The 13,700-nt window shown below is 52.2% G+C and carries 12 protein-coding genes and 1 pseudogene; 6 read left to right on the top strand and 7 right to left on the bottom strand.

Features of this window, described 5'->3' with window-relative positions; translation table 11 throughout:
• The coding region (locus tag BGK49_RS24815) for an IS1 family transposase (RefSeq protein WP_000718190.1) at positions 1 to 192 on the top strand (192 nt) is incomplete at its 5' end.
• A 62-nt stretch (positions 193 to 254) separates the two neighbouring features.
• Here BGK49_RS24815 and cysG read toward each other — a convergent pair.
• The 5 genes and pseudogenes from cysG to tsgA all read right to left on the bottom strand — a co-directional run bounded on the left by cysG (position 255) and on the right by tsgA (position 6,887).
• Positions 255 to 1,628 (bottom strand): siroheme synthase CysG, encoded by a 1,374-nt coding sequence (cysG, locus tag BGK49_RS00630; RefSeq protein WP_000349885.1) that lies wholly within the window; start codon positions 1,626 to 1,628, stop codon positions 255 to 257.
• A gap of 18 nt (positions 1,629 to 1,646) precedes the next feature.
• Positions 1,647 to 2,453, bottom strand: coding sequence for a nitrite transporter NirC (gene nirC / locus BGK49_RS00625; RefSeq protein WP_000493557.1), 807 nt, complete (start codon positions 2,451 to 2,453; stop codon positions 1,647 to 1,649).
• Positions 2,454 to 2,578: 125 nt separating this feature from the next.
• Positions 2,579 to 2,905, bottom strand: a complete 327-nt coding sequence (gene nirD / locus BGK49_RS00620) for a nitrite reductase small subunit NirD (protein WP_000084764.1) — start codon at positions 2,903 to 2,905, stop codon at positions 2,579 to 2,581.
• Positions 2,902 to 5,444: pseudogene (gene nirB / locus BGK49_RS00615) on the bottom strand (NADPH-nitrite reductase large subunit). Before nirB ends, nirD begins: the two are co-directional and overlap by 4 nt.
• 261 nt (positions 5,445 to 5,705) lie before the next feature.
• Positions 5,706 to 6,887: an MFS transporter TsgA gene (gene tsgA / locus BGK49_RS00610; RefSeq protein WP_000185258.1), complete on the bottom strand. Its 1,182-nt coding sequence runs from the start codon at positions 6,885 to 6,887 to the stop codon at positions 5,706 to 5,708.
• Between the two features lie 270 nt (positions 6,888 to 7,157).
• Here tsgA and ppiA point away from each other — a divergent pair, with 270 nt between their 5' ends.
• The 5 genes from ppiA (at position 7,158) to argD (ending at position 10,495) form a co-directional block, all read left to right on the top strand.
• Entirely contained in the window at positions 7,158 to 7,730 is a 573-nt protein-coding gene (ppiA, locus tag BGK49_RS00605) for a peptidylprolyl isomerase A (RefSeq protein ID WP_000477225.1), read from the top strand.
• A gap of 104 nt (positions 7,731 to 7,834) precedes the next feature.
• Positions 7,835 to 8,002, top strand: coding sequence for a YhfG family protein (locus tag BGK49_RS00600; RefSeq protein ID WP_000736863.1), 168 nt, complete (start codon positions 7,835 to 7,837; stop codon positions 8,000 to 8,002).
• A complete protein-coding gene (locus BGK49_RS00595; RefSeq protein WP_001280650.1) occupies positions 7,992 to 8,594 on the top strand; it encodes a putative adenosine monophosphate-protein transferase Fic in 603 nt (200 codons plus the stop codon). The genes BGK49_RS00600 and BGK49_RS00595 overlap by 11 nt, the downstream gene beginning before the upstream one ends.
• Positions 8,595 to 8,625: 31 nt before the next feature.
• Complete coding sequence (pabA, locus tag BGK49_RS00590) at positions 8,626 to 9,189, top strand: aminodeoxychorismate synthase component 2 (protein WP_000601849.1); 564 nt, start codon at positions 8,626 to 8,628, stop codon at positions 9,187 to 9,189.
• Positions 9,190 to 9,274: 85 nt separating this feature from the next.
• The gene (argD, locus tag BGK49_RS00585; RefSeq protein ID WP_000963811.1) at positions 9,275 to 10,495 is read left to right on the top strand and encodes a bifunctional acetylornithine/succinyldiaminopimelate transaminase; all 1,221 of its coding nucleotides are present in this window, start codon (positions 9,275 to 9,277) and stop codon (positions 10,493 to 10,495) included.
• 66 nt (positions 10,496 to 10,561) lie between these two features.
• On the opposite strand, the gene BGK49_RS00580 is transcribed toward argD, so the two are convergent.
• Positions 10,562 to 12,652, bottom strand: coding sequence for a YccS/YhfK family putative transporter (locus BGK49_RS00580; RefSeq protein WP_001295162.1), 2,091 nt, complete (start codon positions 12,650 to 12,652; stop codon positions 10,562 to 10,564).
• A gap of 50 nt (positions 12,653 to 12,702) precedes the next feature.
• A complete protein-coding gene (crp, locus tag BGK49_RS00575; RefSeq protein ID WP_000242750.1) occupies positions 12,703 to 13,335 on the bottom strand; it encodes a cAMP-activated global transcriptional regulator CRP in 633 nt (210 codons plus the stop codon).
• Between the last annotated feature and the right edge of the window lie 365 nt (positions 13,336 to 13,700).

Raw genomic sequence — 13,700 nt, 5'->3', positions numbered from 1 at the left:
CTGTATGAATCCCGCCTGAAGGGAAAGCTGCACGTAATCAGCAAGCGATATACGCAGCGAATTGAGCGGCATAACCTGAATCTGAGGCAGCACCTGGCACGGCTGGGACGGAAGTCGCTGTCGTTCTCAAAATCGGTGGAGCTGCATGACAAAGTCATCGGGCATTATCTGAACATAAAACACTATCAATAAGTTGGAGTCATTACCATAAAAAGAGTCATTAAGAAGGCCAGAATTCTCTGGCCCGGGTTAAATTAATGGTTGGAGAACCAGTTCAGTTTATCGCGCAGGCCAACAACCCGACCAATAATAATTAGCGATGGACTGTTCATTTGCTGAGCAAGTTCACCGAGTTGCGTGAGCGTACCGTCAATCACGCGCTGCGTGACTGCCGTTCCGTTTTCGACAATTGCCACCGGCATTTCGCCAGGCATACCGTGTTCAATCAGCTTTTGCTGAATAGTCGCGGCCTGATTCAACCCCATATAGAACACCAGCGTCTGTTTTTCTGCCGCCAGGTTTTCCCAGTCCAGCTCGCCACCGGTTTTTAAGTGTCCGGTAATTAAGCGTACGCTCTGGGCATAATCGCGATGCGTGAGTGGAATACCCGAATAGGCAGAGCAACCAGAAGCTGCGGTAATACCCGGAACCACCGAGAACGGAATACCCGCGTTGCACAGTGTTTCCAGCTCTTCGCCACCACGGCCAAAAATAAACGGATCGCCACCTTTCAGCCGCACCACGCGTTTGCCTTTTTGCGCTTCCCGCAGCAGGATCTGGTTAATCTCTTCCTGCGGTACACAGTGGTATCCCGCGCGTTTGCCGACGAAAACGCGATCAGCATCGCGGCGTACCAGATTCATAATATCGTCAGAAACCAGACGGTCGTAGACCACCACATCTGCCTGCTGAATTTGTTGCAGTCCTTTCAGCGTCAGCAGCCCGGCATCGCCCGGACCTGCACCAACCAGCACCACTTCACCGCGATGGTCGAGCGGTTCGTTGATTAACTGTTCGGTCGTTTCAGTAATGGCTTTCTGATCGTTGTTTGCCAGCGACTGCGCCAGGCGGTCGTTAACGAACAATTTCTCCCAGAAACGGCGACGCTCACTCATCGTGGTGAACTGTTGTTTCACTCGCCCGCGTAATTGCCCGGCATATTTCGCCACCTGGCCCAGATGCAACGGCAGCAGTGATTCGAGTTTTTCGCGCAACAGGCGCGCCAGAACCGGAGAGGTGCCGCCAGAGGAGACCGCTACCATTAGCGGTGAGCGGTCAATAATCGACGGCATAATAAAGCTGGCGGCTTTCGGCGCATCGACTACGTTACAGAAGATGCGACGAGCTTCAGCGGCTTCGCTGACGCGCTGGTTAAGCGTGTCATCATCCGTCGCTGCAATCGCCAACCAGCAGGTGTCGAGAAGGCTTTCATCAAATGGCCCTTCGACGAGGGTTAACATGCCTGCATCTGCCCATGCGGTGAACTGTGGAATAAACGCTAATGCATTCACCGTTAAGCGAGCGCCTGCGTCTAACAGCAACCTTGCTTTGCGTTCCGCGACATCACCACCGCCGACAATCAGACAGTCGCGATCGCGTAATTGGCAAAATATAGGCAAATGATCCACGTAAAAACCCCTTAGTAATTAACCGGCAGCCGTTTCAGTTTGATTAAATTTGTCCGCAACCGGACGATTCGATTTCGGCGTAGCATACCAATAACCCAATCCCATGAATACGGCACCTGATAAAGTATTACCCAGCGTCACCCACAGCAGGTTATGACCAATACCCGCCAGCGTGTAGGCTTCGCTGTGGTTGCCGAACCAGGAGAGCGCGAACAGCGTCATGTTAGCGATAGAGTGCTCGTAGCCGGACGCGATAAATGCCAGCAGACACCACCAGATAGCGATAAATTTCGCCGCCCCTTCAGTGCGCAGCGCCATCCAGATTGCCAGGCAAACCAGCCAGTTACACAATGCACCTTTGAAGAAGAGTACCATTGCCGGTGCAGTGGTTTTAGCCAGCGCGACGGAGTGAACGATGCTGGTATCTACCGGCAGCAGGCTACCGCCGCCCCAGCTATAGAGCATGGCAACGAAGACGGAACCGACCAGGTTACCCAGCCAGGTTTGCGGCAGGATTGCCCACATTTGCCCGTGGCTGATGCTGCCCGCTTTTACCCCAAAGGTGAGGAACATGGTGTGTCCGGTGAACAGTTCAGAACCGGCGATAATCACCAGCGTTAAGGCGATACCAAAGGTCGCGCCCATCACCAGCGGACGTACGGACGGGTCGAGCAAATTACCGAGCGTGAAAATCAAGATGATCCCAAGACCCACATACGCGCCCGCCATGGCGGAGCTGACCCAAAAGCCGAGCGGGTTATTTGCCGACAGGCGTGCAATGCGCGCAGCGTTAGCCGCACACTTATTAATAGTGTCTGTAAACATTTGATTATCCTTTAAAAAATAAAAACAAAAAATAAAACAAAAAGTTTAAAAAATGTCCTGCAATATACCGAAGGTCATTACAGGACCATGCAAAAAGGGGAGGCATTGCGCCTCCCGTTAAAACATTAACCGCGCAGCTGCACCACGCCGTCTTTCACTCGTGCTTCGTAATGTTTGACGGAAAACTGTTCGTCTTCCATGCACAAGCCATCACTTAAGCGAAAACGCTGTTTTTTCAGCGGGCTGGCGACCCACAGCTCGCCCTGGTGTTCCGCAATCAGCCCGCGTGACAGCACGCTGGACTCGAAGAACGGATCGATGTTGCTGATCGCAAACACCTGGTCGCTGTGATACGGGCGGAAAATCGCGACCTGCTCGTCGCCTAACAGCGCGCAGACGCCGGTTTCAGGCAGGATGTCATCGATTTTGCAGATGTCTTTCCACTGGCTCATGCGTTGTCCTCCACCAGAGTTACCGGGATACGTTCATACGGCGTTGCCGGACGGTGCTGTTCGCGCTCTGGCACCATCTGCACGTTCGGGTCACGCTTGTCGCTGTTGATGAAGTGTTTGAAGCGAGTCTGCGCGGACGGTGTATTGACCGTTTCAGTCCACTCACACACTACCGCTTCACGCAGCGCGCCATCTCTTCTTCTAGATGAGCGTTCAGCCCCAGTTTGTCGTCAATGATCACCGCTTTCAGGTAATCGATGCCGCCTTCGAGGTTTTCTAACCACGGCGCGGTACGCGTCAGTTTGTCGGCGGTACGGATGTAGAACATCATGAAGCGGTCGAGATATTTGATCAGCGTTTCGCGATCGATATCCGCTGCCAGCAGATCCGCATGACGCGGTTTCATGCCGCCGTTGCCGCAAACATACAGGTTCCAGCCTTTTTCAGTGGCGATAATACCCACGTCTTTACCCTGAGCTTCTGAACATTCACGGGTACAGCCGGAGACACCGAACTTCATTTTGTGCGGCGTACGGATGCCTTTGTAGCGGTTTTCCAGTTCCACGCCGAGGCCGACGCTGTCGCCAACGCCGTAGCGGCACCAGGTGCTACCCACGCAGGTTTTCGCCATACGCAGTGCTTTCGCATAGGCATGACCGGTTTCGAAGCCGGCTTCAATCAGCTGACGCCAGATCTCTGGCAGATCGTCTTTCTGTGCGCCAAACATCGCCAGGCGCTGGGAACCGGTGATTTTGGTGTAGAGATTAAATTCACGCGCGATACGACCCACTGCCATCAGCCCTTCCGGGGTGATTTCACCGCCCGGAGAACGCGGGATCACCGAGTAGGTCCCGTCTTTCTGGATGTTAGCGAGGAAGTTGTCGTTAGAATCTTGCAGCGGAGTATGTTCTGGCTTCAGAATGTATTCGTTCCAGCAGGAGGCCAGCAGCGAACCGACGGTCGGTTTACAAACTTCACAACCGTAGCCTTTGCCGTGTTTCGCCAGCAGTTCTTCGAAGGTTTTAATGCCTTCAACGCGGATCAAATGGAACAGTTCCTGACGCGAATAAGCAAAGTGTTCGCACAGGTTGTTGTTAACTTCGATGCCCTGTTTCGCCAGTTCCGCGTTCAGTACCTGAGTGACCAGCGGGATACAGCCACCGCAGCCAGTACCCGCTTTGGTTTCAGCTTTCAGCGCCGCAACTGTGTGGCAGCCTTTGTTGATGGCAGCAATCAGATCACCTTTAGTGACGTCGAAGCAGGAGCAGATTTGCGCGCTGTCCGGCAGTTTATCAACACCGATAGACGGCTTACCGCTACCCGAGTGCGCCGGCAGAATCAGAGAATCCGGGTTTTCCGGCAGCTCGATAGCATTCAGCACCAGTTGCAGCAAGTTACCGTAGTCGCTGGTATCGCCCACCAGTACCGCACCGAGCAGGGTTTTGTTGTCTTCGCTGACGATCAGGCGTTTGTAGATCTCTTTGCTTTCGTCGAGGTAAACGTAGCTACGTGCGCCAGGCGTGCGACCATGAGCATCACCAATACCGCCTACGTCCACGCCCAGCAGTTTCAGCTTGGCGCTAAGGTCAGCACCTTCAAAGGCGTTTTCGCTACCGAGAATATGGTCAACGGCGACCTGCGCCATTTTGTAGCCAGGTGCTACCAGACCAAATACACGGTTGTTCCAGCTTGCGCATTCACCGATAGCGTAGATATCCGGATCGGAAGTTTGGCAGGAATCATTAATGACGATACCCCCACGCGGAGCAACGTCCAGACCACACTGGGTTGCCAGCTTATCGCGCGGACGGATACCGGTAGAGAAGACGATAAAGTCGACTTCCAGTTCGCTGCCGTCGGCAAAACGCATGGTTTTACGTGCTTCGACACCTTCCTGCACAATCTCAAGGGTGTTTTTGCTGGTGTGAACGCGCACGCCCATACTTTCGATTTTGCGACGCAGCTGCTCGCCACCCATCTGATCAAGCTGTTCCGCCATCAGCATAGGGGCAAATTCGATAACGTGGGTTTCAATACCTAAGTTTTTCAGCGCGCCAGCGGCTTCCAGACCTAACAGGCCACCACCAACAACGGCACCGCGTTTGCTGCGACGGGCGCAGGATTCAATGGCGTTGAGGTCTTCAATGGTGCGATAGACAAAGCAGTCCTGAGTATCAGAACCTTTGATTGGTGGGATCCACGGGTAGGAACCGGTTGCCATGATCAGCTTGTCATAAAAAACGGTACGTCCGGCGCTGGAGTGAATCACCTTCTCCTGACGGTTGATGGTGATAGCGCGTTCGCCGACCAGAACTTTGATGCCGTGTTTCTCGTAGAAGCCTTCGCGCACCAGCGACAGCTCTTCGGCGGTGTGGTGAGAGAAGTAAGACGAGAGGTGTACGCGGTCATAAGCGATGCGCGGTTCTTCACAGAAAACGGTAATATCAAAGTTGGCCGCATCAGATTTATCAAGAAGATCTTCGATAAAGCGATGGCCGACCATACCGTTACCGATAATTGCGAGTCTGACTTTGCTCATTTTTGCCTCGATTTCTTTTCTATTACCGCCTACCTTAACGATTCAGCAACCCCGCTTATTGATGTAAATCAAATTCACCTTTATATACCCCTTAAGGGGTATATTGCTGATTTGTATAAATTTTCTTAAGTCACGGAATTGTCTGACATTTCATGTTTGTGCAAAAAATAGACAAAATGAACGGGTTTATAGAAATAGATGCACGTAGCGGGGTTAGAGAGGAAAAGGCCGGACGACGATAGTGCCGTCCGGCATTAGCAATTAATGAGAGGTCAGGGTGTTATGCTGACGGTGACGGCTGACGAAACCTAACAGGAAGCACATCACAAAGACGACAGCGTACAGACCGTTTGCTGTAAGCAGTGCCGCCTGCGGACCGCTATGTTCAACAATCGGGCCGGTAACCACAAAGGTCAACATAGTACCGATGGTTCCGCAGGTCAGGACAAAGTTAACCAGTTTTGGCGACGGTACTTTGGTCTGCTGTGAACCCAGGGTGATGATGGTGGTATAGATCGCGCTGGAGAAGAAGCCCAGAGCGAGAATTGACCACGCCATATGTGCTGGTGTTCCGGTGTTAAAGACGTACATCAGAATCGCAGCCAGACCAGCCAGTACGGTCAGAATGCGTTGCAAATCAAAGAAGCGAAGAATAAAGCTGAACGCCCACATGCCGACCATGTATGACATCCAGAAGTTACTCACCAGCGTGCCCGCGTCGTTCAGGCTCATGCCCAGGCCTTTGGCATACTCAGGCACCCAGGAGATAAAACCTAACTGACCGAGGATGTAGCACAGAGCCGCAACAGAGAGAAACAGTACGCCGATCCCCCACTTTTCTTTCTCTACCGGAGCATCCGTTTTTGGTGCATGTTTGCCCAGTGCTGGGAACTCACAGCCGAAGGTCAGAATAAAAATAGCGACATACACCAGCCCGATGCAGGCATAAACCCAGTACCACTCAATGCTGCGCGCCAGTAGAAACGCGGCGATCATTGGGAAAATCATCCCAGCCATACTGAAGAAGGAGTCAGTAAATAACAGGCGGGAACCGCGCTGACGCCCTTCATACATTTGTGTTATCAGGAATGTACCAATCGACATAGTAATGCCGCTGACCACCCCGAGAATGAACATCGCCGTCGAGAACAGCGCCAGGCTGTGGCTGAACATCAAACCGGCAACCGCCAGCACCATCAGGAGAAAGCCAAAACGTAACTGCGTTTTCAACGGGACGATTTCCATCAGCCAGGCGTTGAGGAAGATAGAGATTAAAATGCCGGCGTTGAGGAAGGTGAAGGTGTTACTCATACTGGAAACAGGCAGATTGAAATAATCGGCGATATTTCCCATCACCATCCCGGTGACAATAACCAACGCACCAGTCAGTGCGTAGGAGAGAAAGCTAATCCATGTGAGCTTGATGCGATTGCTGTTAGTCATGATTGGCCTGCGTTCAAAAATAAAATGGCATAGCGGGATATGCCGCGAGCGGGTGATTTTAGGTGATTTTGTGATCTGTTTAAATGTTTTATTGCAATCGGTTGCTAAATTGCATTTTAAGAGGTGATCTTGATCACGGAATAAAAAGTGATCGTCAGGTTACATATATTTCAGATACGTAAAATTAGGTAAAGGGATGGCCTTGTTCTTGAAGGCTATTTAGAATCTCTTCACTTGCTTTTTTTCTGCTCTGTTTGTTAAGGAAATCTCATGTTCAAATCGACCCTGGCGGCGATGGCTGCTGTTTTCGCTCTTTCTGCTCTTTCTCCCGCAGCAATGGCAGCGAAAGGGGACCCGCACGTATTGTTGACAACCTCAGCTGGTAACATCGAACTGGAGCTGGATAAACAAAAAGCGCCAGTGTCTGTGCAAAACTTTGTCGATTATGTGAACAGCGGTTTTTATAACAACACTACCTTTCACCGCGTCATTCCTGGCTTTATGATTCAGGGCGGCGGTTTCACCGAGCAGATGCAGCAGAAAAAACCAAACCCGCCAATCAAAAATGAAGCCGATAACGGCCTGCGCAACACGCGTGGCACCATCGCGATGGCGCGTACCGCTGACAAAGACAGCGCCACCAGCCAGTTCTTTATCAACGTTGCCGATAACGCCTTCCTTGACCATGGTCAGCGTGATTTCGGTTACGCGGTATTTGGTAAAGTGGTGAAAGGCATGGACGTGGCCGATAAGATTTCCCAGGTGCCGACTCATGACGTTGGTCCGTACCAGAATGTGCCGTCAAAACCGGTAGTTATCCTTTCCGCTAAAGTCCTGCCGTAATGATTTCTCGCGCGGGCAATCTTGCCCGCGCTTCTGCTCTCCCGGCGTAACCCGGATTTGCCGCTTATACTTGTGGCAAATGGACACGTTCAGGGAGGCATCAAGTGAAGAAACTCACCGATAAGCAAAAGTCCCGTCTCTGGGAGCTTCAGCGTAATCGTAATTTCCAGGCCAGTCGCCGTCTTGAAGGCGTCGAGATGCCTTTAGTCACTCTTACTGCCGCAGAGGCTTTAGCGCGCCTTGTAGAGCTGAGGAGGCACTATGAGCGATAAATTCGGCGAAGGGCGCGATCCGTATCTTTATCCAGGCCTTGATATCATGCGTAACCGGCTGAACATCCGCCAGCAACAACGGCTGGAACAGGCCGCTTACGAAATGACGGCGCTGCGTGCTGCGACCATTGAGCTTGGTCCGCTGGTGCGCGGTTTACCGCATTTGCGAACTATCCATCGCCAGCTGTATCAGGATATTTTCGACTGGGCAGGGCAACTGCGTGAAGTTGATATTTATCAGGGCGATACGCCGTTCTGCCACTTTGCTTATATAGAAAAAGAGGGCAATGCCCTGATGCAGGATCTGGAGGAAGAAGGTTATCTGGTTGGCCTGGAGAAAACGAAGTTCGTCGAGCGGCTGGCGCATTACTATTGTGAAATCAACGTGCTGCATCCCTTCCGGGTGGGAAGTGGTCTGGCACAGCGGATCTTCTTCGAGCAACTGGCGATTCATGCCGGATATCAACTGAGCTGGCAGGGTATCGAAAAAGAGGCCTGGAATCAGGCAAATCAGAGTGGGGCAATGGGGGATCTCACCGCACTGCAGATGATATTTAGCAAAGTGGTAAGCGAAGCCGGGGAATCTGAGTAAAATAGCGCGGTTCTTTCGTACCGGAGCCGCCATGATCCTGCTTATTGATAACTACGATTCTTTTACCTGGAACCTCTACCAGTACTTTTGTGAACTGGGGGCGGATGTGCTGGTTAAGCGCAACGATGCGTTGACGTTGGCGGATATCGACGCCCTTAAACCACAAAAAATTGTCATCTCACCCGGCCCCTGTACGCCAGATGAAGCCGGGATCTCCCTTGACGTTATTCGCCACTATGCCGGGCGCTTGCCGATTCTTGGCGTCTGCCTCGGTCATCAGGCAATGGCGCAGGCATTTGGCGGTAAAGTTGTGCGCGCCGCAAAGGTCATGCACGGCAAAACCTCGCCGATTACACATAACGGTGAGGGCGTATTTCGGGGGCTGGCAAATCCACTTACCGTGACACGCTACCATTCGCTGGTGGTGGAACCTGGCTCATTACCAGCGTGCTTTGACGTGACGGCCTGGAGCGAAACCCGCGAGATTATGGGGATTCGCCATCGCCAGTGGGATCTGGAAGGTGTGCAGTTCCATCCAGAAAGTATTCTTAGCGAACAAGGACATCAACTGCTGGCTAATTTCCTGCATCTCTGATTTCCGATTGCCATTCAGTGATTTTTTATGCATATTTTGTGATTGTAATTTCACATTTATTTATGCGTAACAGGGTGATCATGAGATGGCAATTGAACAAACAGCAATTACACGCGCGACTTTCGATGAAGTGATCCTGCCGATTTATGCTCCGGCAGAGTTTATTCCGGTAAAAGGTCAGGGCAGCCGAATCTGGGATCAGCAAGGCAAGGAGTATGTCGATTTCGCGGGTGGCATTGCAGTTACGGCGTTGGGCCATTGCCATCCTGCGCTGGTGAACGCGTTAAAAACCCAGGGCGAAACTCTGTGGCATATCAGTAACGTTTTCACCAATGAACCGGCGCTGCGTCTTGGGCGCAAACTGATTGAGGCGACGTTTGCCGAACGCGTGGTGTTTATGAACTCCGGCACGGAAGCTAACGAAACCGCCTTTAAACTGGCACGCCATTACGCCTGTGTGCGTCATAGCCCGTTCAAAACCAAAATTATTGCCTTCCATAACGCTTTTCATGGTCGCTCGCTGTTTACCGTTTCGGTGGGTGGGCAGCCAAAATATTCCGACGGCTTTGGGCCGAAACCGGCAGACATCATCCACGTTCCCTTTAACGATCTCCATGCAGTGAAAGCGGTGATGGATGATCACACCTGTGCGGTGGTGGTTGAGCCGATCCAGGGCGAGGGCGGTGTGACGGCATCGACGCCAGAGTTTTTGCAGGGCTTGCGCGAGCTGTGCGATCAACATCAGGCATTATTGGTGTTTGATGAAGTGCAGTGCGGGATGGGGCGGACTGGCGATTTGTTTGCTTACATGTACTACGGTGTGACGCCGGATATTCTGACTTCTGCGAAAGCGTTAGGCGGCGGCTTCCCGATTAGCGCCATGCTGACCACGGCGGAAATTGCTTCTGCGTTTCATCCTGGTTCTCACGGTTCCACCTACGGCGGTAATCCTCTGGCCTGTGCAGTAGCGGGCGCGGCGTTTGATATCATCAATACCCCTGAAGTGCTGGAAGGCATTCAGGCGAAACGCCAGCGTTTTGTTGACCATTTGCAGAAGATCGATCAGCAGTACGATGTGTTTAGCGATATTCGCGGTATGGGGCTGTTAATTGGCGCGGAGCTGAAACCACACTACAAAGGTCGGGCGCGTGATTTCCTGTATGCGGGTGCAGAGGTTGGCGTAATGGTGCTGAATGCCGGACCGGATGTGATGCGTTTAGCACCGTCGCTGGTGGTGGAAGATGCGGATATCGATGAAGGGATGCAACGTTTCGCCCACGCGGTGGCGAAGGTGGTTGGGGCGTAAATAAGACGCATCAGGCAAAATATGTCGGATGCGGCGTGAATGCCTTATCCGATGGTTTAGCCTGTATTACGCCTTCGAATCCCGCAACTTGCGACTCAGCCAAATCCCGTGATGCGGTCGCTGACGCCATGCCATCGACGAAATGGTGTGCATGGTGTTCAGATGACCAATAACCCGCTGTAAATGCTGCTCCAGCGTACCTGCCGCGCCTTCGTGCGGCTGCATCTCCGGCGCATCCATGATATTGGCATCGCCAGAACTACCCGGTTCGTCATACTCCAGTCGCTGCTGACAACGCTGAATGGCGATTTCACAAGACTGTAAATACTCTTGTGCCAGTTCAGGTGGCAATGCCCGGTGTTCCCGCGCCAGCGTGGTCATGGCATTAATATGCTCAACAATAAACTGGCTGTGCGTTACCCACAGTTTCATATCTGCCAGATAATGGCTGTTAAACGCCGGTTCCTGCATCGCCTGATTCAATGAGTTATACAGAGTGTTATGTGCCTGATTTACCCGCATTCGCTGCCAGGCCAGTGGCGTAGGTTGCGGATCCTCGCTAAGAATCAAGCGAATCGCTTCCTGATAGGCTTCTAAAGCGTCATGGGCGTTTTTACGCAATAACCCGCTCTGCCACTGCGGCCACAGCCAGACAGTACCGCCGAAAGCAATTAAACAACCAATAATGGTATCGATAAGACGCGGAAGGATGTATTGCTCGCCGTTCAACCACAATAGTTGCAGGGTATACACTGCGGTAATAGTAAAACCGACCGTCGCCCAGCCGTAGTTTTTGCGCAATATCAGGTAGCTGGCGAGGGTGGTAATCAGCATCAACGTCAGGGTGTAACCTTCGGGAATTTTAAAGTGCAGCGCCACGCCCGCAATGATTAACCCGACCACGGTTCCCACGGAGCGATTCACAATCCTCAGACGGGTTGCGCCATAGCCATTTTGTGTCACCAGCAATACCGTCATCAGGATCCAGTACGACTTCGGCAGATGCAGCGCGGTGCCCATCAGGCTGGCAACGCTTAACATCACACTGAGTCGTCCGGCATTGCGTAGCGCCGGAGACTTTAGTGACAGATAACTTTTCAGCGCCGGAAGTAATGGCATTCGCCGCTGTTTATCGGCCAGTAAGTCACGGGCATAGAGCGGTTTTTGGGTGCGCAGCACGCGGGCGATGCGGCTGAAATGCCAGTAGCAGAATTGCCCAACCGGATTATCCGGATGCTGGCGGGCGATTTTTTCCAGTGCGCCAATTTGCTTTTCCATCGTAAAACGCGTTGGCAGGCGATGGTAAAGAATGTCATCAGCCAGCACGCGCAGGCGAGCGGCGACGGTTTGCGCATTCCAGCGGATAACTTCTTCCGCATGGCTACGCTCGACCAGCTTTTGCACCTCTTCCGGCTGATGCAAACTGACCGAAATATGTTCCTGTAAATCCAGCGCCTCCTGGAAAATACGCAGCATCCGCTTGTAGTCAGTATTATTTTGCGCGGAAAGCATATGCATTTGCTGATAGCACTGGGTAATTAGATCGACCGCTTTTTGCTGGCGCACCAGCAGCGGCGGCAGCGCTTTTTCAGGGTCGGTGTGCTGGGTAAGCAGGCTGTATTTGGCTTCACAATAATCTGCCAGTTCACGGTACAGCAGACTTAGTGACTCGCGCAGCGGTTGTTCGCGCCAGATCCAGAACCAAAACCAGTTAAACAATCCGTACCAGAGAGTGCCCAACGCATAGATGAGCAACGGTTCCCAGACCGGCATGTATCCCGCCAGACTGAGGGTAAAAATGGCTGCCAGCAGCGATGCGGGAAGCAATTTTGCGTGCAATGGCCCCAACTCAGCAGTGACGCCAAGTACCAGCGTTAATCCGGTCAGCAAAAAGGGCAGGGGAACATCTTTTGCCAGTAGCAGCTGTGTCAGTAAGCTACAGGTGGCAAACAGCGACGCACCAATGATTAAGCGTTTGAAAAAACGTTTATGAGGCGTATCAAGGCCCGCAATATTGCAACAGGCAGGAACGAGAGAGAAGAGCAGACCGAATCGTAATTCGCCAAGCATTAACCCAACGGCCACGGGCAAACATAGCACCAGCGTTTGTCGAAGTGCATAGTTGATATCGGGGTGATAAATCAGTCTGCGCCACATCGGGGGAAACAAAATGGCGCGCTACCAGGTAACGCGCCACTCCGACGGGATTAACGAGTGCCGTAAACGACGATGGTTTTACCGTGTGCGGAGATCAGGTTCTGATCTTCAAGCATCTTCAGAATGCGTCCCACGGTTTCACGAGAACAGCCGACAATCTGACCGATTTCCTGACGGGTAATTTTGATTTGCATACCGTCCGGGTGAGTCATAGCGTCTGGTTGTTTTGCCAGATTCAGCAGAGTCTGTGCAATGCGGCCCGTCACGTCGAGGAACGCCAGGTTGCCCACTTTCTCTGAAGTGACTTGCAGACGACGCGCCATCTGTGCAGACAGACGCATCAGAATGTCCGGGTTTACCTGAATCAATTGGCGAAATTTTTTGTACGAAATTTCAGCCACTTCACAGGCGGTTTTCGCACGTACCCATGCGCTACGTTCCTGGTCCTCTTCAAACAGGCCCAGTTCGCCAATAAAATCACCCTGATTCAGATAGGAGAGGATCATTTCTTTACCCTCTTCGTCTTTGATCAGCACTGCCACAGAGCCTTTAACGATGTAGTACAGCGTTTCCGCTTTTTCACCCTGGTGAATAAGCGTGCTCTTGGATGGGTACTTATGAATGTGGCAATGAGACAAGAACCATTCGAGAGTCGGGTCTGTTTGCGGTTTGCCAAGCACCATGCGCGGTTATCCTCTGTTATAAGCTTTCTCCAGAGCCAGATAACGCCGCTGTCTCTGGATTGCCGAAATATGCTTCCCGCTACCTGGGAAGGGGCTATCAACTGTACTGCACGGTAATGTGACGTCCTTTGCATACATGCAGTACATCAATGTATTACTGTAGCATCCTGACTGTTTTAGCATAGCTTTCGCTTTGTGTCTCCTGGTGTCTCGCTTCAGCATGACCCAGGTCGCCTTCCGTTGCGCGATTTGGTTAGTACGCGTACTGGATTTGCCCCTATATTTCCAGACATCTGTTATCACTTAACCCATTACAAGCCCGCTGCCGCAGATATTCCCGTGGCGAGCGATAACCCAGCGCACTA

The sequence above is a fragment of the Shigella sp. FC1544 genome, assembly GCF_001722145.1.
GTDB classification, from domain to species: Bacteria; Pseudomonadota; Gammaproteobacteria; order Enterobacterales; family Enterobacteriaceae; genus Escherichia; species Escherichia coli.
This window is presented reverse-complemented; position numbering and strand designations above follow the sequence as displayed.

What these genes read in the sequence shown, in the direction of transcription:
- BGK49_RS00595 (WP_001280650.1), top strand. Translation starts at nt 7,992, where the DNA reads ATGAGCGATAAATTCGGCGAAGGGCGCGATCCGTATCTTTATCCAGGC.
- nirC (WP_000493557.1), bottom strand. Translation starts at nt 2,453, where the DNA reads ATGTTTACAGACACTATTAATAAGTGTGCGGCTAACGCTGCGCGCATT.
- ppiA (WP_000477225.1), top strand. Translation starts at nt 7,158, where the DNA reads ATGTTCAAATCGACCCTGGCGGCGATGGCTGCTGTTTTCGCTCTTTCT.
- argD (WP_000963811.1), top strand. Translation starts at nt 9,275, where the DNA reads ATGGCAATTGAACAAACAGCAATTACACGCGCGACTTTCGATGAAGTG.
- nirD (WP_000084764.1), bottom strand. Translation starts at nt 2,905, where the DNA reads ATGAGCCAGTGGAAAGACATCTGCAAAATCGATGACATCCTGCCTGAA.
- tsgA (WP_000185258.1), bottom strand. Translation starts at nt 6,887, where the DNA reads ATGACTAACAGCAATCGCATCAAGCTCACATGGATTAGCTTTCTCTCC.
- pabA (WP_000601849.1), top strand. Translation starts at nt 8,626, where the DNA reads ATGATCCTGCTTATTGATAACTACGATTCTTTTACCTGGAACCTCTAC.
- crp (WP_000242750.1), bottom strand. Translation starts at nt 13,335, where the DNA reads ATGGTGCTTGGCAAACCGCAAACAGACCCGACTCTCGAATGGTTCTTG.
- BGK49_RS00580 (WP_001295162.1), bottom strand. Translation starts at nt 12,652, where the DNA reads ATGTGGCGCAGACTGATTTATCACCCCGATATCAACTATGCACTTCGA.